The organism is Mycobacterium sp. NGS26, assembly GCF_059813025.1.
The window spans coordinates 1002770-1025444 of the sequence record NZ_JCALDU010000002.1; the positions used below are offsets into that span (position 1 = coordinate 1002770).

A 22675-nucleotide genomic window follows, 5' to 3' on the forward strand; every position below is an offset into this window, starting at 1 on the left:
GCCTGAGCGTCAATGGGGCTCATCGTCGTCCTCACCGCGGAGGAATCGTTCGGGGTGGTGGAAGCTGTTTGTTCTGGGTTGGCCTCGGTCGAGGTGTGGGGGTGGGATCCATTCGGTTTCGCCTCTTGTGTTGGTGCGGGTGGTCCAGCCCTTTTCGGCCAACCTGTTGTCCGGGCCGCAGGCTAGGGTGAGGTCGGTGATGTCGGTGCGATGCGTGTTCGTCCATCCTGTTACGTGGTGGACCTGGCTGTGATAGGCCGGGGCGTCGCAGCCCGGCTTGGTGCACCCGCGGTCCTTGGCGTACAGCATGATGCGCTGGGCGGGGGAGGCCAGCCGCCTGGTGTGATACAGCGCCAGCGGCTTGGCGCCATCGAACAGAGCCAAGTAATGGTGGGCGTGGCCGGCCCAGCGGATCACATCGGTCATCGGCACCAGGGTGCCGCCCGCGGTCAGCGCCTTGCCCGCGGCGGCCTCCAACTCCCGCAGGGTGGCCATCGCGATGATCGACACCGGCAACCCGTTGTGCCGCCCCAACTTTCCGGAGGCGAACAAGCCACGCAGTGCGGCCAAAAACGCGTCGTGGTTGCGCTGGGCTGCGGTGCGGTGATCGCGGCGCACCGCCTCCTCATCGGGGGCCGCATCCACGATCGGGGTTTGGTCGTCGGGGTTGCAGGCGCCGGGGGCGGCCAGCTTGGCCAGCATCGCCTCGATCGCCGCGCGCAGCTCGGGGGTGATCATGCCGCTGATGCGCGACATGCCGTCGTATTCCTGGGCGCCCAAACTGATGCCGCGCTTGCGGGCCCTCTCTTGATCGCTGAAGTCGCCGTCGGGGTGCAGCCAGTCCATGATCCGCTGGGCGTATTTCGCCAACTCATCGGGGCGGTAGTGGCAGGCGTTGATGGCCAGATCGCGCTCGGCGGCCTCCCGGGTGGCGGCGTCCACCTCGGCGGGCAGGTGGGCAAAGAAGCCGCGGATGACCTTCACGTGCCCGTCGCCGATGAGCCCCGCGCGTTGGGAGGTGGCGGTCGCGGCCAACCGCGGCGCCAACAACTCCCCGGTCAGCGCCCGGCGCTCACCCAGGTCGTCGGCGTCGTCGATGCGCCGCCCGGCCTCGGCCCCGGTGATGCGCAGCCGCTCGGCCAGCGCCGTGCGCAGGCTGCCGCCCAGCTCTTCGGCGCAGGCCTGGGCGCCGATCTGGTTGATCAAGGTGTGCTGCGGGGCGCGCAGCCGCCGCGCCGCGCATTCGAGCCGCTCGAGGGCCCGCAATCGTTCCGGGGTGGTCAACACGTCAAAGGACAACCCGCCCAGCCTGTCCAGGGCGGTGTCGAGCGCGCCGAAGGCCTCGACGATCTCCTCACGACTGCTCGCACCCATACCCCCACTCTATCGAATGTGTGTTCGAATCAGCTACTCGATTCGCCCGCCCTGTGGATAAAGCGCTGACTGTGGATAACTCGTCGCCGGCCACGTCACAGCTCCGGCGAGAAACGCAGCTCGCGACGTTGGGTCACATCTCGGAGATGATCTGCAGGCGCCGCGCGCTGTATTCCATGTCCGAGATCGCGCCATTGTCGCGCAGGGCCTGAAGCTCCTTCAGGCGCTCGGAAGCGTGGAGGGGCGTGTGCTCGAAGTGGTCGACCGTGGTGCCCCAGCCCGCGCCGAGGTTGATCAGCCGCAGCGCGAACAGAACGCCGGCCGCGGTGATGGGCAACCCGAGATACAGCATCCATCCCAGCGGCATGCCCGCCCGGCTCAGCGCGAAATAGCGCGACAGCAGCAGCATCGCGATCAGAGCCCCGGACAACAGGACCACGACCTTCGTTTTCATTGCAGGCTTCCTCCTTGCACGCAAGTGAAAACCTGCGATGCCGCTACCGATCCCAAAACTTGTCCTCACCGCGGGCGACGGCGTGCGCCTTCCTATGATTTGGGGATGAGCGCCGGCGGGCTGGATACCGTGGGCTCGCCGGCATTCACCGACGAGGACCGGGCCCGGTTTCGTGCGGCCGGCTGGTGGTCCGACTCGACGCTGTCGGACGCGGTACGCCGCAACGCCGTCCGGGCGCCGCACCGCGCCGCCTATGTCGACCATCCGGGCCCCTCATTGACGTGGCGCGAGTTCGACGATGCGGCAACCAATCTCGCCGAACAGCTGGCGGGCGTCGGCATAGCGCGGGGCGATCGGGTCGCGGTGTGGCACGGCGACTCCGCCGCGATCCACGTGCTGTTCGTGGCCATCGAACGCTGCGGCGCCGTCGTCGTCGGCATCGGCGCGCGCGCCGGCACCCGCGAGGCCGCCGCAATCCTGCGCGACGCGCGGCCCAAGGTCCTGATCAGCGACGACCAGCGCCGCGCTGTCGCGACGCAGGCCGGTGCGGACTCCGCGGTCCCGGTGCTGGTCCTGGGTCACCCCGCCGGCGCCCCGCGCCTGAACGTCGATGTCGAGCCCAAACCCCTGCCACCCGAATCCGCGCTCGGCTCCGACGACGTCTTCCTGATCAACTCCACGTCCGGGACCACCGGCCTGCCCAAGTGCGTCGTGCACACCCAGAATCGCTGGTACTACTTTCACCAGAAGGCGGTGGCCAACGGGCACCTGACGCCGGACGACGTCTTCCTGCCGGTCGTACCGATGCCCTTCGGCTTCGGGATATGGACCAGCCACAGCACCCCGATCTACCTCGGTGGGACCGCGGTGATCCTGGACCGTTTCACGGCCAAGGCGGCGTGTGAGGCGATAGCCCGGCATCGGGTCACCGTATTGTGCTGTGTCAGCACGCAATTGACGATGCTGATGGCCGACGCCGCGTGCCGGGATTACGACCTCAGCACGCTGCGGGTGGTGTTCGCCGGCGGCGAGGCGTTGCCGTACCGGCCCGCCGCCGAGTTCGAGCAACTCACCGGCGCAAGGATCCTGCAGTTCTACGGCTCCAACGAGACCGGGCTGCTCAGCGGGACCACGCTGGACGACCCGCTGCAACGCCGGCTCCGCACCTGCGGCCGGATCGTCCCCGAGATGGCGGTTCGTCTCTTCGACGGCGACGACGACGTCACCGACACGGGGCGAGGCCAACCCGCCTGCCGCGGCCCCGCGACCAGCCTCGGCTATCTCCGCGGCACCGACCACGACAAGCTGTTCACCAGCGACGGATGGATGCGCATGGGCGACATCGCCGAGATCGACGCCGACGGCTATCTGAGCGTCACCGGCCGAACATCCGACTTCATCCTGCGCGGGGGCAAGAACATCAGCGCCGCCCAGGTCGAGGACGCGGTGATGACGCACCCCGCGATCGCGCTGGCGGCTGCGGTCGCCATGCCCGATCCGGTGTTCGGCGAAAGGGTCTGCCTCTACGCCGAACTCACCGACTCGCGGGTCATCGAGTTGCCCGAACTCGTCAACCACCTGTTGGCGCGGGGGGTTTCCAAGGAACTGCTGCCCGAGCGGCTCATCGTCGTCGACGAGCTGCCCCGGTCGTCCGGGGGAAAGATCGCCAAAGGCGAGCTCCGCCAAGATATCCGAGCAAGGATGGAGGCCGATCATGAACGCTCCTGACGCACGACCGGGCGGGCTGGAGGTTTGGGCGCCGTCGGTGGTGCCCCCGATCCCGGAGCTGTCCGACGAGCAGGCGCTCGCGGTGGCCTTTCGCCACCTGGCGGGCATCGGGTTCGCCGAGAACATGGCCGGACACATCACCTGGCAGCCCGACGGGCAGACCGACATGTTCGTCAACCCGTGGGGACTGTGGTGGGCGGAGCTCACCGCCTCGGACATCTGCGTCGTGGACAGCGACGCGCGGGTGGTGCGGGGCCGCTGGGACGTGACGCCGGCGATCCACATCCACACCGAACTGCACCGCGTCCGCGAAGACGCCCGGGTGGTCATCCACAACCACCCCTACTACGTCTGCGTGCTGGCCGCGCTCGGCAGGCTGCCCGACCTGTTGCACCAGACCGGGTCGCTGTTCCTCGACGACCTGTGCCTGATCGACACCTACGACGGCGAGATCGACAGCCCGTCCCGCGCGGCGGAGCTGGCCGCGCGCATCGGCGGCGCCAACCTGACCATCCTGGCCAACCACGGCGTCATCGCTACCGGAACCAACCTGGCCCAGGCCGTATACCGCGCGGCGTCGATCGAGCGGGTGTGCAAGCTGGCCCACGACGTCATGCTCACCGGCAAGGAACCGCTGCAGATGAACTGGGCGGACATGGCGGGCATGCAGCGGTCGCTGATCGAGCGGGCCGCCGACGTGTATTGGGCGGGCGCGGCCCGGATGACCATCAAGGCCGATCCCGACGTGCTCAGGTGAAACCATGAAATCAATCGACGAGTTGGCCGCGAACGCGAACTTCACCACCGCCAAGACGGGCGCGGACCGCTCCGTCACGTTCCTTCCGGACCCGCCCCGGGCGCCGCGGCGCTACACGGTGATCTCGGTGGACGATCACATCGTCGAGCCGCCGGACACGTTCACCGGACGCCTGCCCCGCAGGCTCGCGGATCGCGCGCCGAAGGTCGTCGACACCGACAGCGGCGGGCAGACCTGGGTCTACGACGGGCAGGAACTGCCCAACGTCGGTTTCAACGCCGTGGTGGGACGGCCGGTGGCGGAGTACGGCTTCGAGCCGGTCCGGTTCGACGAGATGCGCAAGGGCGCGTGGGACATCCACGAGCGCGTCAAGGACATGGATCTGAACGGCATCTACGCCTCGCTCAACTTTCCCTCGTTCCTGCCCGGCTTCGCCGGCCAGCGGCTGCAGCAGCTGACCAAGGATCGTGACCTGGCGCTGGCCTCCGTCCGGGCCTGGAACGACTGGCACCTCGAGGTGTGGGCGGGCTCCTATCCGGACCGGATCATTCCGTGTCAGCTGCCGTGGCTGCTGGATCCGGAGCTGGGCGCCCGGATGATCTACGAGAACGCCGAGCGCGGGTTTCACGCGGTGACGTTCAGCGAGAACCCGGCGATGCTCGGGTTGCCCAGTATCCATTCGGGCCACTGGGATCCGATGATGGCGGCGTGCGCCGAAACCGGCACCGTGGTGAACCTGCACATCGGTTCCTCGGGCTCGTCGCCGTCGACCACGGACGACGCGCCGCCGGACGTGCAGGGCGTGCTGTTCTTCGCCTACGCCATCTCGGCGGCCGTCGACTGGTTGTACTCCGGCCTGCCCAGCAGGTTTCCGGATCTCAAGATCTGTTTGTCGGAGGGCGGAATCGGCTGGGTCGCGGGGCTGCTCGACCGGCTCGATCACATGCTCAGCTATCACGCGATGTACGGCACCTGGCAGGCGCTCGGTGAAAGCCTCACTCCCGCAGAGGTTTTCACCCGCAACTTCTGGTTCTGCGCGGTGGAGGACAAGTCGTCTTTCGTGCAGCGCGACCGGATCGGTGTGGACAACATCATGCTGGAGGCCGACTATCCGCATTGCGACTCGACCTGGCCGCACACCCAGCAGACGATCCACGAAGAAATCGGCGACCTGCCGCAGGACGCGATCCGCAAATTCACCTGGGAGAACGCTTCCCGCCTGTACCAGCACCCGGTGCCGGCGGAAGTGCAGCGGGATCCCGACGCATTCTGATGGCCGTCAGAACGCGAAGCGGTTAAGGACGTCGTAATTCCCCATAGGCGTGGCGTTGACCAGCCGCCAGAGCAGCCGCAGCGGTGCCGACGGTATCCGTTGGTAGAGCGCCCCGACCGGCGACCGCTCGAGGAAGCGCAGCCGCGGGTTCCATTGCTCGATTTCGCGGGCGTCGCGGATGCCCCACTTGGTGATGCCCTTGGTAAGCACCTTCGACAGCCGCGGTGCCATCGGCGACGCGGTGTCGAAGGCGAGCTCGCCGCTGCCGAACCGATCCGTGAGGCGCTGCAGCAGCGCACGCACCTGAGGCTCGGTGAGGTACATGAGCAGTCCCTCCGCGACGATCAGCGTCGGGCGGTCGGTGGGCACCTCGTCCAGCCACGCCTCGTCGGTCACCGACGAGGCAATCATCCGGTAGCCGTCGCGATCGTTGTACAGCTTGCGCCGCAACGCGATTACGTCGGGTTGGTCGACGTCGAACCACAGCACGGTGTCCGGCGGATGCAGCCGGAACGCCCGGGTGTCCATGCCGCACCCGAGGTGCAGCACGACAGCGTTCGGGTGGTGGCGCAGGAAGTCGGCGCTCCAGTCGTCGAACTGCTTGGCGCGCATGGTGACCAGGTACTGGTTGGATCTGGGCCATGAGGCGCGGCGCATGCGCTCCCAGTCGTATGCGATGCGGTCCACCGCCTCGGCGGCGGCCTTGTCGTCGAGAATCGGTTCGGGCGAACGGGTTTCGTAGGCCCGCAAGTACAGCGTGCACAGGTTCGTCCATTCCACTGACCCCCACGCCACGTCGCTGAAGTCGACCCTGCCCGTCATTGTCATGACTGTCTCTTTCCATCCCGATATTCGGTCCACATTCGCATCAGCTGGTCGCGATAGTCCCGGGTGCAGAACTCGCAGAAGTCGCGGAAGTCCTCAACGCGCTCCCGCTGCTCGGCGCGGTCCGCCCCCAACATCGACAGAGCGAACTCGGCGGGCTCGATGCCCAGGCGCATCAGCGACAGCTGCGTTTCCATCACGCTGGTGAACCCGCCCGGCGTGACCCGGTAGAGGTGTTGACGGTTCGGGCTCGGCAACCGCTCGATCATCCCGCCTTCCAGCAGCTGCCGGGCGACAGTGCTGATCGAGGCCTTGCTCACCGACAGCGCGCCGGCCAGTTCGGTCAACGACTGCTGAGGCGGATGACAGATCAGCAGCCACCCGTATACGCGGCCCATGGTGCGGGTGGCGCCGAGGAGCTCGAAGAATAGACCCATGCGGTCGACGAACTCAGCCTCTTCCGGCGACATCAAGTCCTCCTATTACGTTCAGTACATACTAAATGTAGGCTACGATAGATTCAAGCCTCGTGGGGCAAGCATCGGCGCGCTTGACGTAGGCCGCCGCTCGGAGCAGTTTGCGAAATTCCGTCGGGACAGTGGCGCGATCAGAGGTCGGGTGCCGCGGCCGCAGTGCCGAGCCCACCGGCGGTCATCACCGGCAGCGGTACGGTCCTCACGATCCGTCGGACGAAAGTCGGCGATCGGCACCTGCCTCGTGCGCCTGCGCCGCCTCTTCCGGAGTCGTAACTGCCTGCACGACCACGCTATTGGCCAGTTGCAGCGCGTCGATCACGCGGCGCGGCTGGATACCGAAGGTGAACGACGCCATCGACACCGGACCGTCGAGCGGCACGGAGATCTTCTCGTCGAACCCGTCGGCGGCATCGATCGGCTCCGACGGCACGGTCACGCCGAATTGGTCGGCCTCCCGCTGACTGGTCGCGGCGTACGTCCGGTAGCCGTCGGGGTCGACCGGAAGCGGATTGGGCCAAACACGTTGACGCCGAACGGGTTCCTGCTGCGCAAACGCTTGCGATCTCGGCCTCGACGGCCTCCACGGCCTTGTAGCCGGCCGCGAGCAGGCCCAAGCCACTCGCCCGCTTCGCCGCCGACACCATCGCGGTGGCGGTGGGGCCGCTCGACACCGGGGCGGCGGCCAACGGAATCGAGATGCCGAATTGCGCCAGCATCTCCAGTTCCCTTCGGACGCTAGACCTGACAGGATGCTTCACCGTGACGCGGCCCAACTTCCTGGTGATCGTGGCGGACGATCTGGGGTTCTCCGACATCGGTGCCTTCGGCGGTGAAATCAACACGCCCAACCTCGACCGGCTCGCCCACGCCGGGATCCGGCTCACCGACTTTCATTCGGCGCCGGCCTGCTCGCCCACCCGGGCGATGCTGTTGACCGGAACCGACCACCACATCGCCGGCATCGGGACGATGCTGGAGGTCGCGATCCCCGGATTTCGGGGCGCACCCGGCTACGAGGGGCACCTGAACGATCGGGTGGTGGCGCTGCCCGAGCTGCTGCGCGACGCCGGTTACCTGACGCTCATGTCGGGCAAGTGGCACCTGGGCGACACGATCGAGACCTCGCCGTGGGCCCGCGGATTCGAGCGGTCGTTCGCGTTGTTGCCCGCCGGCGCCAGCCACTACGGCCCCGCCGCCGGCGGGTTCCCGCCCGCGCCAAGGCTTTACACCGAGGATGACCACTTCGTCACGGTCGGCGACGACTTCTACTCCTCGGACTTCTACGCCGACACCCTGCTGCGCTACCTCCGCGAGCGATCCGCCGATGACGACAGACCGTTCTTCGCCTACCTGCCCTTCCAGGCGCCGCACTGGCCGCTGCAGGCGCCCGACGAGTCCGTCGCGGCCTATCGCGGCCGCTACGACGCCGGGCCGGACGCCCTGCGCGAGGCGCGCCTGGCGGCACTCAAGCGGCTCGGCCTGTGCCCGCCCGATGTCGCCGCGCACCCCGTCGTCGCCGACGGCGCCCCCGAGTGGTCCGACATGAGCGACGACGAGCGCGCGCGGTCGGTCCGCAGCATGGAGGTCTACGCGGGGATGGTGGACCGGATGGATTGGAACATCGGGAGGGTGATCGACTACCTGGCCGGCACCGGGGAGCTCGACAACACGGTGGTGATCTTCTTGTCCGACAACGGCGCCGAGGGCGCGATCGTCGAGGCGATGCCGCTGCACGGGCCCCGGATCGCCGCGCAGATCGAGCAGTACTACGACAACAGCCTCGACAACCTCGGCCGGCCCACCTCCTACATCTGGTACGGGCCGCGCTGGGCCCAGGCCGCCACCGCGCCGTCGCGGCTGCACAAGGCGTTCACCACCGAGGGCGGGATCCGGGTGGTCGGGTTCATCACCTGGCCCGGCTTCCAACGGCAAGGCCAGATCGGCACGGCCTTCGCGACGGTGATGGACATCGCCCCGACCGTGCTCGAACTCGCGGGCGCCGCGCATCCCGGCACCGCCTACCGCGGCCGTCGGGTCGAACCCATGCGCGGTGAGTCCCTGGTCCCGTACCTGTCGGGCGCAACCGAGGCGGTGCACGACGCCGCGACCGGCACCGGCTGGGAGTTGTTCGGCCGCCGCGCCATTCGCCAGGGCGACTGGAAGGCGCTGCATCTGCCCGCCCCGTACGGCCCGGGCGCCTGGCAGCTCTACGACCTGTCGGCCGACCCCGGTGAAATCGTCGACCTGGCGGCGTCCCGGCCCGACAAGCTGGCCGAACTCCTCGAGCTGTGGGACCGCTACGTCGAGGAAACCGGCGTGATTCTCGATCCGGTGTCGGTTTTCGAGATCGACACGCAACTGCTCGGCTGAGTTCACCACGTACGCTGAGCGCTGATGGTCGACAGAACCACGTGCGCGGTTATCGGCGGCGGCCCGGCCGGGATGGTCCTCGGGCTGTTATTGGCTCGGGCCGGTGTGGACGTCACCCTGCTGGAGAAGCACGGCGACTTCCTGCGCGACTTCCGCGGCGACACCGTGCACCCGACCACGCTTCGGCTGCTCGACGAGCTGGGCCTGTGGGAGCGCTTCTCGCAGTTGGGCTATAGCGAGGTCCGCAAGGCCCGGATCGACTCGAATGGCCGCTCGGTGACGTACGTCGACTTCGAGCGGTTGCGGCAGCCCCATCCCTTCATCGCCATGGTGCCGCAATGGGACCTGCTGAACCTGCTCGCCGAGGCCGCCCAGGCCGAGCCGAGCTTCAGGCTGCGGATGAACACCGAGGTCACCGGGTTGCTGCGGGAGGGCGCTCAGGTCACCGGAGTGCGTTACGACGGGCCCGAGGGCCCGGGTGAACTGCGGGCCGAGTTGACGGTGGCGTGCGACGGTCGGTGGTCGATCGCGCGGCGTGAGGCCGGGCTGGAGACGCGCGAATTCCCGGTGAACTTCGACGTGTGGTGGTTCAGATTGCCGCGGGACGGCGAGGAGAAATTCACCTTCTTGCCTCGCTTGGCCCCCGGCAAGGCCCTCGTCATGATCCCGCGCAAAGGCTACGACCAGATTGCCTACCTCGGGCCCAAGGGGTCCGACGCGCAGTTGCGCGCTCGCGGCATCGAGGCCTTCCGGCGCGACATTGGCGCGCTGCTGCCCGATGCGGACCAGTCGGTGGCGGCGCTCACGTCGATGGACGACGTCAAACACCTCGACGTCCACGTGAATCGGCTGCGCCGCTGGCACACCGACGGGCTGCTGTGCATCGGCGACGCGGCGCACGCGATGTCTCCGCTGGGCGGTGTCGGCATCAATCTGGCGGTCCAAGATGCCGTCGCGGCGGCCACGATATTGGCCGAACCGCTGCGGCGGCACCGGGTCACCGACCGCGACCTGGCCGCCGTCCGGCGGCGCCGCGTCTTTCCCACGGTGGTGACCCAGGCGGTGCAACGGGTGTTGCAGCGCGTGCTGCTCGGCCCGCTGCTTCGCGGCGCGGACCCCACCCCGCCGGACGCGCTGCTGGGACTGGTGCAGCGGCTGCCGTGGCTGTCGGTGGTGCCCGCGTACTTCGTCGGCGTCGGGGTCCGTCCCGAGCGCGCGCCCGCATTCGCGCGTCGCTGACGCTGCCGCCGAGATCGACGATGGCGTGGAAAACTGCGAGTGAGCCGCACGCTAACGTCGGTTTCGGCGATGCCCGCGGCGGATATGGCCAAGTGCTAGCGTCGGATTCGTGTCTGATCAGTCTGATCGTGGGGCCCGGCTGCGGATCGGCATTCTGGGAGCCGCCCGCATCGCACCGATGGCGCTCGTCAACCCGGCCAGGAAGAACGCCGACGTCGTGGTGGCCGCCGTGGCGGCGCGGGATGCGTCGCGCGCGCAAGCCTTTGCGGCCAAGCACAATATCGCCCGGGTGCACGACAACTATGACAAGCTGATCGCCGATCCGGATCTCGACGCGGTCTACATTCCGCTGCCGAACGGCTTGCACGGCAAGTGGACTCGAGCCGCACTGGCCGCCGGTAAGCACGTGCTGTGCGAAAAGCCACTCACCGCCAACGCCGCCGAAGCCCGCGACATCGCCGAACTCGCCGCGAAATCGGATCGGGTGGTGATGGAGGCATTCCACTACCGCTATCACCCGCTGACCTTGCGGATCGAGGAGATCATCGCGTCCGGGGAGCTGGGCAAGCTCGAGAGGGTGGAGGCCGCCCTGTGCTTCCCGCTGCCGAAGTTCTCCGACATCCGCTACAACTATTCGCTCGCCGGCGGTGCGACCATGGACGCCGGCTGCTACGCGGTGCACATGGCTCGCACGTTCGGTGGTTCGACCCCGGAAGTCGTTTCGGCGCAGGCAAAATTGCGCGAGCCGCGTGTCGACCGGGCCATGACCGCCGAGTTGCGGTTTGCCGGCGGGCATACGGGCCGCGTCCACTGCTCGTTGTGGTCGACGCGCCTGCTGCAGATCAGTGCCACGGTGGTTGGCGACCGGGGCGAGCTACACGTATTCAATCCCGTGATGCCCCAGATTTACCATCGGCTCTCGGTCCGCTGGCCCGACGGGAAACGTGCGGAGCGATTCCCGCGCCGCGCCTCCTACGCGTACCAGCTCGACGCTTTCGCCGCCGCCGTGCTGCGGGGCGAACCGATCAAGACGACCCCGCAGGACGCGATAGACAACATGACCGTCGTCGACGCGATCTATCGCGCCGCCGGCCTTCCGCTGCGCGAGCCGAGCTGAACGCGCTAACCCGTTGACCCACTTGACACTTCGGCCAGCAGACGGCGCGCCGCATCGACACACGGGCGAAGCCGGTCCAAGGGACCGACGCCGGCCAGCGCCAGCGACCGCCGGGGCACTTCGAGCTCGATCACGACGCCGGGCGGCAGCGCGGACAAGATGTCGTGTAGCGGCAGTTCGCCCTCACCGGGAACCATGCGTTCATACATGGCCTCCTCCATGTAGTTGTGGATGGAGTTGTCCACGCGCGGTTCCAGCGTCGTGTCGCTGAGTTGGGCGTAGCCAATGCATTCCGGGTCCAACGCCGCAAGGTCCGCGGCGCCTGCCCCCGAGCGCACCAGGTGCATGGTGTCGATCAACAGCCGGAACTCGGGACGCCCGACCTGTCGCACAGCCGCGACCGCGGTGGCCAGGTCGCCGACGGTCAGCCCCGGCACCGGTTCGACGTTCGTCTCGATGTTGCGCTGCGCAGCCAGCTCGGCCAGCGCGCCGAACTGGTCGAACGTGCGACCGAGATCGGGGTCGAGGCTGACGGTGTTGATCCGCGGAACGCCGAGCTCGGCCAGGACGTCGAGATCGGCACGGAAATCCCGCATGTCGGCACCGGGTTGCACCAGGAAGCCGTCGCCGAGCGAGATCGTCACGCCGCGGTCGCTCATCGCGGCGAGCAGCTCCTTCCTCGTTGTGGCGTCCTTCAGCGAGAACGGCGGAAAGCCGAGCGGCAGCAACGGCCGCCCCCGCACGCTAGTCGAGATGTGCCGGCAGCCAAGGTCGGCCGCGATGCCCACGAATTCCACTGGCGGAAGGGCGAATACGCTGAGCAGGCCGATCGCGAGCTCCGTCACCCGGGGCGGCCCGCCAGACGGGCCAACTGGTCCGCGGCCTGAATCGTCTGCGTGGTCAGCGCGATCTGACCGGAGGCGACCTGGTATTCGATCAGCGGGGCTTCCAGGACGAGATCGTCACGGGTGAAGGCGACATGGTCGTGCAGGTTCGCGGCGGTGAACGACGCCCAGGCGGTCGCCGACGGCGGGTCCAGCGTCAGCAACACCTCATAGAAACCCGCGGTCAGCGACTTGGGCGGGTCCACGTGAGTCAGGCCCAGCCGCATCGCCTCCGGGCCCAACGTGTAAAGAGTGGTCCGGGCAACGTCACACGTGGTGAGAACCTTGTCCGGCGCCGCGGGCGCACCCGGATTCGTGGCGGGGCACTTGTCGGGCCTACTCGGTTGCGAGTTCCGCACCGGCCGAACCGGCAGCGGCTGAATGTTGACGGCCGGCGCGGGCGGTTGCGTCGTCGTCGACGTCTCGGCGGTCGACGTGGCGGGCGAGGCCGGGTGTTGGGCCGTGTGGCATCCGCACGTCACCGCGCCGAGCAGCACGATGCCCGTCAACGCGTTCTTGGCCCTATGCATCGCACCCCCTCTCGCAGATCAACCGGATTTAGCAGGGTAGCTCGCGGTCGCGTCCGGCGCGCGTTGCCCTCGCCGAAGCGCGTCAGATCCTTTACCGACTCCTTTACTGACACTACGAACATAGAGTATTGTCGTCCGTCTCATGGTCCGATACACGCCCGCCGCGGCGAAACGCCGCAAGCCCAATCCAGCGGAGCGCCGCCGCGACCTGTGCGATGCGGCGATTCAGCTGCTGGCCGACGACGGGGCCAAGGGCCTGAGCCATCTCAAGGTCGACCGCAAGGCCGCCGTTCCCGACGGCACCACCTCGTTCTATTTCCGGACCCGCTCGGCGCTGTTGCGCGCCGTCGCCGAGCGGCTGGCCGAGCTGGACCTCGCGACGTTGCAGTCCGTCGCCGACAGCGCCGGCGGGCCGGGAGAACATCCGTCGCCGTCGCGGTTGTCTCAGGTGGTGATTCAAGCGGGCACCGCGCCGCAGTTGTCACGGACGAAGGCGAGGTACGAGCTCACCATGCAGGCCGCCCGCGATCCCGCGATCGCCGCGATCCTGCAGCAAGCCACCGACGGCTTCACCAAGCTGCACCGCGAGATCCTGGTGCAGCTCATGCCGCGCGGCGCCGAATTGGAGTCGGCGGTGGTCGAGGACCTGAGCAACATCACGCTGACGTTCATCAACGGCCTGCTGCTGCGATACGTCCAGGGCGACCGGATCATCGACAGCCCAGCGCAACTCGACAGGATTCTGGCCGCGATCGCCGCCGGCATCCTGAAGAGCCCGGACAAGGGACGCCTGACCTCAGGAGGGATTTCGTGACGGCCGGCACCGATAGCCAGGTTCATTTCGACCCGTACTTCGATCCATACAATGTCGACCTCATCGCCGACCCGTATCCCATGTTCAAGCGGTTGCGCGACGAGGCACCGCTCTACTACAACGCGGAATACGACTTCTTCGCGGTGAGCCGGTTCGCCGATGTCAACAAGGCCGTGATCGACTACCGCACCTACAGCTCCGCGCGAGGCGTGATCCTGGAGCTGATCAAGGCCAACCTCGAAATCCCGTCGGGCATGCTGATCTTCGAGGATCCGCCGATCCACGACGTGCATCGCAAGCTGCTGTCGCGAATGTTCACCCCCCGAAAGATCAACGCGCTGGAGCCGATGATCCGCGACTTCTGCGCGCAACTCCTGGATCCGCTGGTGGGATCGGGGCGATTCGACTTCGTCAAGGATCTGGGCGCGATCATGCCGATGAAGGTCATCAGCATGCTGCTCGGCATCCCCGAGGACGATCAGGAATACATCCGCGACCGCGCCAACGCGCAGCTGCGCACCGAGGCGGGCAAGCCGATGAAGGCCGTCGAGCAGGGCTTGTCCGTCGGCGAGCAGTTCGAGGCCTACATCGACTGGCGCGCCGAGCATCCGTCCGACGACATCATGACCGAGCTGCTCAACGTCGAGTTCGTCGACGAAACCGGCACGACACGACGGCTGACGAGACAGGAAATACTGGTGTACCTCAACGTCGTGGCCGGCGCCGGCAACGAGACGACGACGCGGTTGATCGGTTGGGCCGGAAAGGTTCTCGCGGAGCATCCCGACCAGCGCCGCGATCTGGTGCGCAATCCTGGGCTCATCCCGCAGGCGATCGAGGAGCTGCTGCGTTACGAGCCGCCCGCTCCGCACATGGCTCGGTACGTGACCCGCGACGTCACCCTGCATGACCGCACGGTGCCCGAAGGCAGCGTGATGCTCATGCTCCTCGGGTCGGCGTGCCGGGACGAGCGCCAGTTCGGGCCCGACGCAGCCGAATTCGACATCCGTCGCGAACCCCGCCCGCACCTCGCATTCAGCGTGGGCACCCACTTCTGCCTGGGCTCGGCGCTTGCGCGCCTGGAAGGCCGGGTGGCTCTCGAGGAGATCCTCAAGCGGTTCCCCGAGTGGGAGCTCGATCTGGCCAACGCCAGGCTCAGCCCGACGTCGACGGTGCGTGGCTGGGAAACCCTGCCCACGGTGGTGGCGTGATGGCCGGCCGGGTTGAGGGCAAGGTCGCGTTCATCAGCGGCGCCGCCCGCGGGCAGGGCCGCAGCCACGCGGTGCGCCTGGCGCAGGAGGGCGCCGACATCATTGCGGTCGACATCTGCGGGCCGATCGACAACCTGGCCTACCCGCACTCCACGCCCGCCGATCTCGCCGAAACCGCCGACCTGGTGAAGGCCCAGAACCGGCACATCGTGACCGCCGAGGTCGACGTGCGCGACTACGACGCGCTCAAGGCGGCGGTGGACAGCGGCGTGGAGCAGCTCGGCCGGCTCGACATCATCGTCGCCAACGCGGGCATCGGCACCTTCGGCAACAAGCTGCACAAGATCGGCGAGAAGGTCTGGCAGGACATGATCGACGTCAATCTCTCCGGCGTGTGGCACACCGTGAAAGCCGGTGTGCCGCATATCATCGCCGGCGAACGCGGCGGCTCCATCGTGCTGACCGGTTCGGTCGGATCGCACAAGGCGATGGCGTACACCGGCCACTACATCGCCGCCAAGCACGGCGTCATCGGGCTGATGCGCAGCTTCGCCGTCGAGCTGGGGCAGCACCGGATTCGGGTGAACTCGGTGCACCCCAGCCAGGTCAACACACCGATGACCATGAACGACGTGACGTTCAAGCTGTTCCGGCCGGATCTGGAGAATCCCGGGCCCGACGACTTCGCCCCGTTCTCGCAGATGACGCACACGCTGCCGGTGCCCTGGGTGGAGGCCATCGATATCAGCAACGCCGTCCTGTTTCTCGCCTCTGACGAATCTCGTTATGTCACCGGCGTTTCCCTGCCCGTCGACGCGGGCGCCTTGCTCAAATAACCGAACTGGAGAGAACCCATGCCCGAGTACGACTACGAGAAGTTGAAGAAGGAAGCCGAGCAATACATCAAGTTCGAGAAGGACAAGAAGAACAGGATCGCCTACATCACCTTCGACCGTCCCGACGCGCAGAACGCCACCACGCTGGGAATGCGGCAGAACTACGCCGATCTGATCCACAAGTGCAACGTGGACGACGACGTGAAGGTGGTCGTGATCCGCGGGGAGGGCGAAGATTTCGGCAGCGGCGGCGACCTGCCCGAGCAGCGCCCGATGCTGGAGAACCCCGGCCTGCCGCTGCTGCACGAGCTCGCGATCAACGACGACGACGTCAAGTACCCACCGGGTGGCTCGTACCGATACCTGTCCACCGTCACCGACTTCTACGCCAAGGCGCGCGCGGGAAACCGGCCGCTGCAGGAACTTCGCAAGATCAGCATCGTCGAGGCCAAGGGTTACTGCTACGGGTGGCACTTCTACCAGGCCGGCGACGCCGATCTGGTGATCTCCTCCGACGACGCCCTGTTCGGGCATCCGGCGTTCCGCTACGTGGGCTGGGGCCCGCGCCTGTGGTGGTGGGCCGAGACGATGGGCCTGCGAAAGTTCTCCGAAATGCTGTTCACCGGGCGGCCTTTCAGCGCAAAGGAAATGTACGAGTGCGGCTTCGTCAACAGCGTGGTGCCCCGCGACAAGCTGGAGGACGAGACGCTGAAGTACGCGATGGCGTGCGCCCGCTCCCGCCCGACGGATACCGTCGCCGTGCAGAAGACGTTCCTGGAGCTGTACAAGCAGCACAAGGGCGAGTACTTCGGCAGCCTGCTCACCGGCCTGGTCGAGGGCATGCTGCCGCTGATCGCCAACGACCAGGAGAATGAGGTCGACCTCACGGAAGGCACCTTCGGCAAGGGGCTCAACAACGTGGTCAAGGACAACGACCTGAACTTCCCGCCGGAGTGGCGGCTGAGTCGTTCGGGACGCAAGAAGCCTTGACCGTCCTGCGAGTTCGCGCATGTCGGCGCTGAAGGGCGTTCGGGTCGTCGAGCTGGCCGAGTCCGTCGCGGGGGAGTACTGCGGGAAGCTGCTGGCCGATTTCGGCGCCGAGGTCGTCAAGGTCGAGGCGCCGGGCCGCGGGAGCCGCACCCGGGCGATGGCGCCCATCCTCGGCGACGGGCGCGAGGCCAGCGCGCTGTTCGCCTACCTCAACACGAACAAGCGCTCGGTCGAGCTCGCTTCGGGCCAACTGGATCGGCTAATCGTCACGGCCGACGCGGTCATCGAGGACCGCGCGACGGACCTGTCGGAACGAAACCCCGGCGTCGTGTTCTGCTCGATCACGCCCTTCGGCCTCGGTGCGCCCGCCGAGTTCGACAACGCCAAGAGCATCAACGTGTTCCACGCCAGCGGCTGGGGTTACCACACCCCCAGCCACGCCGATCCGTGCCGGCCGCCGCTGCAGGGACCGGGCCGGTTTCTCGCCGACTACGAGGCGGGGCTGGACGCGGCGCTGTGCATCGCGTCAGCGCTGTTCGGTCGCCTGCACACCGGCCGGGGCGAGTCGATCGACATCTCCGCACATGCCGTGCTGGCCTCCCGCGCCGACTGCATCCTGGGCCGCTTCATCACGGGCGAGGTTCCGGCGGCGGGAACCCGCGACGACTACGACCAGCAGGGCCCGGCGGCGTTTATCCCGTGCGCCGACGGCTTCGTGTATCTGTACATGACCAGTCGCGCACACTGGCGCGGCGTCAAGACGCTCATGGGGCATCCGGAATGGCTCGACGCATTCGACGACGATTGGCTGGAGTTCTCGGTCACCCCGGAAAAGGTCGCCGCGTTTCAGCGGGGATTCGCGGAGTGGGTCCGGGACTTCGCCAAAGAGGAGGCGGCGGAGCGGGCCCAGCGGTCCGGTGTGCCGCTGGTCCCGGTCAACGACGCCGCGGACCTGCGCCGCTCGCCGCAGTACCGCCATCGCGGTTTCTTCCGGGACGTGACACACCCCGTCCTGGGTCGCGCGGCGTATCCCACGGTGCCGTACCTGCTGAGCGCTTCGCCCGCCGAGATCACCAGTGCCGCACCCAGTCTCGGCCAGCACACCGCCGCGGTGTTGCGGCGCCTCGATGCGCCGCGGGCGGTGGCGGCGGTGAAGTCGCCGCAACTCAAGCCGCCCGGCAACCCGCGCGGTGGTCCTCTCGAAGGGGTGCGCGTCGTCGAGCTGACCAAGGTGTGGGCCGGTCCGTATGCGGGCAAGCTGCTGGCCCTGCTGGGGGCCGAGGTCATCAAGGTCGAAACCGCCGCCAGCCCCGAGGAGATGCGCGCCTACGGCGGCACCGACGTCAACCAGGCCCCATACTTTCTGAGCATCAACCCCGAGATCCTCAGTGTCGATCTCGACATCAAATCGCCGGACGACATGACGCGGCTGCGCGAGCTCATCGCCCGCAGCGACATCGTCATCAACAACCTTCGCCCGGGCGCGATGGAGCGCCAGGGTCTTGGTTACGAACAGCTCGCGGCGATCAAGCCGGACATCATCTCGGTGTCGATCAAGATGTGGGGCAACGACGGACCGCTCGGCCACCAGACCGGCTACGCCCCGTGCTTCGCCGCGCTGGCGGGCCTCGCGTCACTGGTGGGCTATCCGGGCGGGCCTCCGCTCGGGACGAGCATGCGCTACGGCGATTCCACCGTCGGGGCGGCCGCCGCGTACGCCGCGGTGGTCGCGTTGCTGCATCGCGAACTCACCGGCGAGGGACAATTCGTCGATGTGTCCGCCGTGGAGACGCTTTCGTCGATGATCGGGGACCGCCTCCTCGAACAGAGCCTCACCGGCATGCGCCTCGGGTCCGACGGCAACCATCACCCCGACATGTGCCCGCACGGCTGCTATCCCTGCGCCGACGGCGCCTGGGTCGCCGTGGCCGTCGCCGACGACGACGAGTGGCGCCGGCTGTGCGAGGTGCTCGACGCTTCGGCACTGGCCGCCGACCCGCGGTACGGCACGATGACGGCGCGGCATCGTCACGCCGAGGCGCTCGACGCGGACCTCGCTGTGCTCACCCAATGCCACGACGCCGAACAACTGGCGCAGCGTCTGCGCGCGGCGGGCGTGCCGGCGACCAAGAGCGCCACCGCGATCGACGTGATCGGCGATCGGCGGCTGTGGGACCGCGGGCTGTACCGCTTCGTCAGCGATCACCGCGAGGGCCAACGTCCGATCCTGGGGCCGTCATGGCGGCTGGCGCGGGCGCCGGCCCGGATCGCGCGTGGCGCACCCGATCTGGGCGAGGACACCCACTACGTGCTGCGCGAGATACTCGACTCATGACGGCCGCACTCGCGGGCACGGCGGCGCTGGTCACCGGCGCCAGCAGCGGCATCGGCGCGGCGACGGCGCGGGCGCTGTCCGAACAGGGCGCCGCGGTGGCGCTGCTCGCCCGTCGCGCCGACCGGCTGACCGAGCTGAAACGAGACATCGAATCCGTCGGCGGCACAGCGCTTGTCGTGCCCGCCGACGTGACCGACGCCGAGCAGGTCGCCTCCGCCGTGCAGCGCACCGTCGCGGAGTTGGGACGCCTCGACACGCTGGTGAACAACGCCGGGCTGATGCAATCGGGGCCCGCGGCCGAGGCGGCACTGCGGGACTGGGACGACATGGTCGCGGTCAACGTGCAAGGCGTGCTCTACGCCACCCGCGCGGCGCTTCCGCACCTGATCGACGCGGCCGCCGACTCCCCGCGCGGCGTGGCCGACCTGGTCACCATCAGCTCGACGGGCGGCTGGGTGGCCCGACCCGGCACCGCGGTCTATTCGCTGACCAAATTCGGGGTGAACGCGTTCAGCGAGGGCATCCGGCAGGAGCTGCTCGGCAAGCGGGTCCGCGTGGGCGTGGTGGGCCCGGGAACCGTCGACACCGAGATCTTCACCCACTTGCCCGCACCATCGCGCGAAGTGTTCGAAAAGCGAACCGCCGGCATGGTCAAGTTACGGCCTGAGGACATCGCGGATGCGGTGCTGTACATGGTGACTCGAGACCGCCGGGTGGCGGTGAATCAGATGCTGGTGCGCGCGGCCGAACAAACCTGGTGATCCGTGCGTGCAGAGACTGACCGTTGGGTTGCCGGCGATCGAGTGTCCAGACATTTGATCACCTGATCGATCGAGCGGTGGCGCCCACGCAGCGAACTATAACATTCTCTAATTCCGTATAATGCTCTACGTTATACGCTATGATAGAGTCTGATTATGGATCCTGTGCAGAACCCGTATCGGCCTGGTGCTGGGCGGCGCCCGCCAGCACTGGCTGGTCGTGATGCCCTGCTAACTGCGTTCGACGTGGTAATGCGGCGCTGTGAAGACTTGGGGGAGGGTGATCGCGGTTGGATTCTGAACGGGTTACGCGGGGTCGGCAAGACCGTATTGCTCAACGAGCTACTCCGGCGGGCAGGCGAGCGAGATTGGATTACCGCGAAAGTGGAGGCGGGCGCAGGCGAATCCCTGCCGGTCGCGTTGTCGCACGCGTTGGTGCGGGGAATGCGCACGGCAACAGGGCGGCATCCAGAGTCACGGCTACGCCGCATGCTGGGGGTGTTCAAGGCATTCAGCATCAAGGCCGACGCGACAGGAATGGTGTCACTCGGTGTGGAAGTCGAGCCGATCGGCGGCGTGGCAGATTCGGGACGCTTCGCAGACGATCTAGCGGCCCTGTTTGAGGTGATGGGGGAGACCGCACGCGAGCTCGGCATCGGTGTGCTCATCCTCGTCGACGAACTGCAAGAGGCCGACGCGACCGAGCTGGCGGCGATCAACACGGCATTGCACCAGCTCGGCCAGGCCGAGACACCGTTGCCTCTGATGCTCGTCGGGGCTGGTCTGCCCTCGTTGCCAGCTCTGCTGGCCGACGCCACCAGCTATGCTGAGCGGCTCTATGACTACCGCCCGATCGGGCTGCTTGATCAGCCCGCCGCGGCGGCCGCCTTGACGATCCCCACGCAGGCGCTTGCAGTCGATTGGGACGACGGGGCATTGACGATGGCCGCCGACGTCGCCGGCGGATATCCGTACTTCCTGCAAGCGATCGGGAAACATGTGTGGGACAACGCGATCAGTTCCCCGATCAGTGCTGACGACGTACGAGTCGGACTACACGAGGCCCGCCGGGAGGTCGACGACGGTCTCTACCGCTCCCGCTGGGAACGCGCCACCCCCGCCCAGCGCGAACTGCTGCGCGCGCTCGCCGACCTAGCCGGCGATGGTCCGGCAACGGTGTCCGCCTTGGCCTCTCGGATGCATAAATCGCGCGCCAGCGACCTGTCTGTCGCCCGCAACGAACTAATCAAGAAGGGCCTGGTCTACCCCCCCGAACGCGGCATGTTGGCCTTCACCGTGCCTGGCATGCACGAGTTCATCCTTCGACAAGACGTACCAGACGTCGGCTAGCGCGATGTGGTCACCTTTCGGACCCGGAAGTTACCCACAAAGTTGGCCTATCGGTCCGTGATTGGAGCTCGCATCGCACTGGGCCGTTTCGCGTCTCTGGATGTAGTCGAGGATGCAAGCGTCGTGGGCAGCGGGATCGGTGATGCCGATACAGGGGTCGTCGGTGCGTGCTTGTGCCGGTGGAATGCAGATGGATGCCAGTGCTATAGCCACCGCCGACACGCGCAGTATTGCCTTGTTCATCAGTTATTCCTTCTGTGGCCCCCTGATGGCCGCGTTGTCGTCACCTACCCAGTGTCGCACCTTTTTTGCTGACGGAGCAGACGTTGCGCCCGGCCGCTTGGCGCGCCTGCTAGGAACCCTCTCGGTCGCGCCTGGGGACAGGGGTCACGCCGACCCAGCGACGGTAATTGTCTGGGTCGACGTTGCTGCCGCACACGATGGTGACGATGTGTCGGCCAGCGAAGCGGTCGCGGTCTTCGAGGACCGCCGCGACACCGAGCGCGGCCGAGGGTTCCACGACAAGGCCAGCGCCATCGAGCAGCACCCGCATGCCCGCGACGATCGATGCCTCCTGCACCAAGACGGCGTCGTCGGCAACCAGCAGGAGGTCGTTCAGGACAGCCGGAAGTGGACGCCGCTCGACGACAGCATCTGCGATGGTGTCAGACGACTCGGTTGTGACAACGCGCCGCTGGCACCACGAAAGTGTCATCGCCGGCGCACCGGCCGGCTGAACGCAGATCACCTCCACCGCGGGCGCGAAGGCCTTCAGCACATGCCCGACGCCGGTAGCCAGCGCTCCGCCGCCCAGAGCGATCAGTACGGCGTCGAACGACGATGCAGCGTCCACCAGTTCCAGGCCAATGGTCGCCGCGCCCTCACAGGTTTCGATGTCCAAGCTGTCTTCGAGCAACCGGATGCCGTCATGCCGCGCGATGGCTGCCGCTCGCGCACGGGCCATCTCGGGGCCCTCGACTAATTCCAATCTGGCGCCCAGTGCGCGCATGCGATCGAGCTTGACCTTGGGCGAAAACCGCGGCGCCACGACCGTGACGGCCAGACCCCTCCGGCGACCAGACCAAGCGAGGGCCTGGCCGAGGTTGCCGCCGCTGGCACACACCACGGCGGGCGAGCCATTGTCCGCGAGCAGGCTTGCGACGACCTCTGCGCCGCGGGCCTTGAAGCTGCGCACCGGGTTCGCCGTTTCAAGCTTGATGCTCACCGCGCACCCGAGGTCGGGCTCCAGCGCCTCGCAGCGGTACAGCGGGGTGTCCAGAAAAACCGGGTCAATTACCCGGCGGGCGGCCCGGATCCGAGCTGTGTCGAGGCGTGTCCCTTCCACGACACA

At 67.5% G+C, this 22675-nt stretch carries 20 protein-coding genes and 1 pseudogene; 13 read left to right on the plus strand and 8 right to left on the minus strand.

Features of this window, described 5'->3' with window-relative positions; all coding sequences use genetic code 11:
• Positions 1–9 precede the first annotated feature (9 nt).
• Both AC5Y6X_RS10675 and AC5Y6X_RS10680 read right to left on the minus strand, forming a co-directional pair.
• On the minus strand, positions 10–1374 hold the full coding sequence (locus AC5Y6X_RS10675) for an HNH endonuclease signature motif containing protein (protein ID WP_499986387.1): 1365 nt from the start codon (positions 1372–1374) through the stop codon (positions 10–12).
• 133 nt (positions 1375–1507) lie between these two features.
• Positions 1508–1828: a hypothetical protein gene (locus tag AC5Y6X_RS10680; RefSeq protein ID WP_499986388.1), complete on the minus strand. Its 321-nt coding sequence runs from the start codon at positions 1826–1828 to the stop codon at positions 1508–1510.
• 105 nt (positions 1829–1933) lie between these two features.
• On the opposite strand from AC5Y6X_RS10680, the gene AC5Y6X_RS10685 reads away from it, so the two are divergent.
• Genes AC5Y6X_RS10685 through AC5Y6X_RS10695 form a run of 3 tightly spaced genes read left to right on the plus strand, consistent with a single transcriptional unit; the run spans position 1934 to position 5586 of the window.
• The gene (locus AC5Y6X_RS10685) at positions 1934–3556 is read left to right on the plus strand and encodes a class I adenylate-forming enzyme family protein (protein WP_499986389.1); all 1623 of its coding nucleotides are present in this window, start codon (positions 1934–1936) and stop codon (positions 3554–3556) included.
• On the plus strand, positions 3543–4313 hold the full coding sequence (locus tag AC5Y6X_RS10690; RefSeq protein WP_499986390.1) for a class II aldolase/adducin family protein: 771 nt from the start codon (positions 3543–3545) through the stop codon (positions 4311–4313). Before AC5Y6X_RS10685 ends, AC5Y6X_RS10690 begins: the two co-directional genes overlap by 14 nt.
• Positions 4314–4317: 4 nt before the next feature.
• On the plus strand, positions 4318–5586 hold the full coding sequence (locus AC5Y6X_RS10695) for an amidohydrolase family protein (RefSeq protein WP_499986391.1): 1269 nt from the start codon (positions 4318–4320) through the stop codon (positions 5584–5586).
• A 6-nt stretch (positions 5587–5592) separates the two neighbouring features.
• Here the strand turns inward: AC5Y6X_RS10695 and AC5Y6X_RS10700 are convergent, their stop codons facing one another.
• The 3 genes and pseudogenes from AC5Y6X_RS10700 to AC5Y6X_RS10710 all read right to left on the minus strand — a co-directional run.
• Positions 5593–6408 (minus strand): class I SAM-dependent methyltransferase, encoded by an 816-nt coding sequence (locus AC5Y6X_RS10700; RefSeq protein ID WP_499986392.1) that lies wholly within the window; start codon positions 6406–6408, stop codon positions 5593–5595.
• Between the two features lie 2 nt (positions 6409–6410).
• A complete protein-coding gene (locus tag AC5Y6X_RS10705) occupies positions 6411–6881 on the minus strand; it encodes a GbsR/MarR family transcriptional regulator (RefSeq protein ID WP_499986393.1) in 471 nt (156 codons plus the stop codon).
• Between the two features lie 140 nt (positions 6882–7021).
• Positions 7022–7603 (minus strand): annotated as a pseudogene (locus tag AC5Y6X_RS10710) (nitronate monooxygenase); the annotation flags it as partial.
• A gap of 43 nt (positions 7604–7646) precedes the next feature.
• Here AC5Y6X_RS10710 and AC5Y6X_RS10715 point away from each other — a divergent pair.
• From AC5Y6X_RS10715 to AC5Y6X_RS10725, 3 genes are all read left to right on the plus strand, one after another.
• On the plus strand, positions 7647–9257 hold the full coding sequence (locus AC5Y6X_RS10715; protein WP_499986394.1) for an arylsulfatase: 1611 nt from the start codon (positions 7647–7649) through the stop codon (positions 9255–9257).
• 24 nt (positions 9258–9281) lie between these two features.
• Positions 9282–10496 carry an FAD-dependent oxidoreductase gene (locus tag AC5Y6X_RS10720; protein ID WP_499986395.1) on the plus strand — a complete coding sequence of 405 codons (1215 nt, stop codon included), beginning with the start codon at positions 9282–9284 and terminating at the stop codon, positions 10494–10496.
• Positions 10497–10605: 109 nt separating this feature from the next.
• Entirely contained in the window at positions 10606–11613 is a 1008-nt protein-coding gene (locus AC5Y6X_RS10725; protein ID WP_499986396.1) for a Gfo/Idh/MocA family protein, read from the plus strand.
• A 5-nt stretch (positions 11614–11618) separates the two neighbouring features.
• Here the strand turns inward: AC5Y6X_RS10725 and AC5Y6X_RS10730 are convergent, their stop codons facing one another.
• Both AC5Y6X_RS10730 and AC5Y6X_RS10735 read right to left on the minus strand, forming a co-directional pair.
• The gene (locus AC5Y6X_RS10730; RefSeq protein WP_499986397.1) at positions 11619–12458 is read right to left on the minus strand and encodes a sugar phosphate isomerase/epimerase family protein; all 840 of its coding nucleotides are present in this window, start codon (positions 12456–12458) and stop codon (positions 11619–11621) included.
• Positions 12455–13027 carry a preprotein translocase subunit SecD gene (locus AC5Y6X_RS10735; RefSeq protein ID WP_499986398.1) on the minus strand — a complete coding sequence of 191 codons (573 nt, stop codon included), beginning with the start codon at positions 13025–13027 and terminating at the stop codon, positions 12455–12457. The genes AC5Y6X_RS10730 and AC5Y6X_RS10735 overlap by 4 nt, the downstream gene beginning before the upstream one ends.
• A gap of 142 nt (positions 13028–13169) precedes the next feature.
• Here AC5Y6X_RS10735 and AC5Y6X_RS10740 point away from each other — a divergent pair, with 142 nt between their 5' ends.
• The 7 genes from AC5Y6X_RS10740 (at position 13170) to AC5Y6X_RS10770 (ending at position 21324) form a co-directional block, all read left to right on the plus strand.
• The gene (locus tag AC5Y6X_RS10740) at positions 13170–13841 is read left to right on the plus strand and encodes a TetR/AcrR family transcriptional regulator (RefSeq protein WP_499986399.1); all 672 of its coding nucleotides are present in this window, start codon (positions 13170–13172) and stop codon (positions 13839–13841) included.
• Positions 13838–15052 (plus strand): cytochrome P450, encoded by a 1215-nt coding sequence (locus AC5Y6X_RS10745; RefSeq protein ID WP_499986400.1) that lies wholly within the window; start codon positions 13838–13840, stop codon positions 15050–15052. The genes AC5Y6X_RS10740 and AC5Y6X_RS10745 overlap by 4 nt, the downstream gene beginning before the upstream one ends.
• Positions 15052–15888, plus strand: a complete 837-nt coding sequence (locus AC5Y6X_RS10750; protein WP_499986401.1) for a mycofactocin-coupled SDR family oxidoreductase — start codon at positions 15052–15054, stop codon at positions 15886–15888. Before AC5Y6X_RS10745 ends, AC5Y6X_RS10750 begins: the two co-directional genes overlap by 1 nt.
• A gap of 18 nt (positions 15889–15906) precedes the next feature.
• Positions 15907–16878 carry an enoyl-CoA hydratase/isomerase family protein gene (locus AC5Y6X_RS10755; protein WP_499986402.1) on the plus strand — a complete coding sequence of 324 codons (972 nt, stop codon included), beginning with the start codon at positions 15907–15909 and terminating at the stop codon, positions 16876–16878.
• Between the two features lie 19 nt (positions 16879–16897).
• Positions 16898–19213 (plus strand): CaiB/BaiF CoA transferase family protein, encoded by a 2316-nt coding sequence (locus AC5Y6X_RS10760; RefSeq protein ID WP_499986403.1) that lies wholly within the window; start codon positions 16898–16900, stop codon positions 19211–19213.
• On the plus strand, positions 19210–19974 hold the full coding sequence (locus AC5Y6X_RS10765; protein WP_499986404.1) for an SDR family NAD(P)-dependent oxidoreductase: 765 nt from the start codon (positions 19210–19212) through the stop codon (positions 19972–19974). Before AC5Y6X_RS10760 ends, AC5Y6X_RS10765 begins: the two co-directional genes overlap by 4 nt.
• A gap of 156 nt (positions 19975–20130) precedes the next feature.
• On the plus strand, positions 20131–21324 hold the full coding sequence (locus AC5Y6X_RS10770) for an ATP-binding protein (RefSeq protein WP_499986405.1): 1194 nt from the start codon (positions 20131–20133) through the stop codon (positions 21322–21324).
• Positions 21325–21676: 352 nt separating this feature from the next.
• On the opposite strand, the gene AC5Y6X_RS10775 is transcribed toward AC5Y6X_RS10770, so the two are convergent.
• A complete protein-coding gene (locus tag AC5Y6X_RS10775; protein ID WP_499986406.1) occupies positions 21677–22669 on the minus strand; it encodes a threonine ammonia-lyase in 993 nt (330 codons plus the stop codon).
• Positions 22670–22675: the final 6 nt, after the last annotated feature.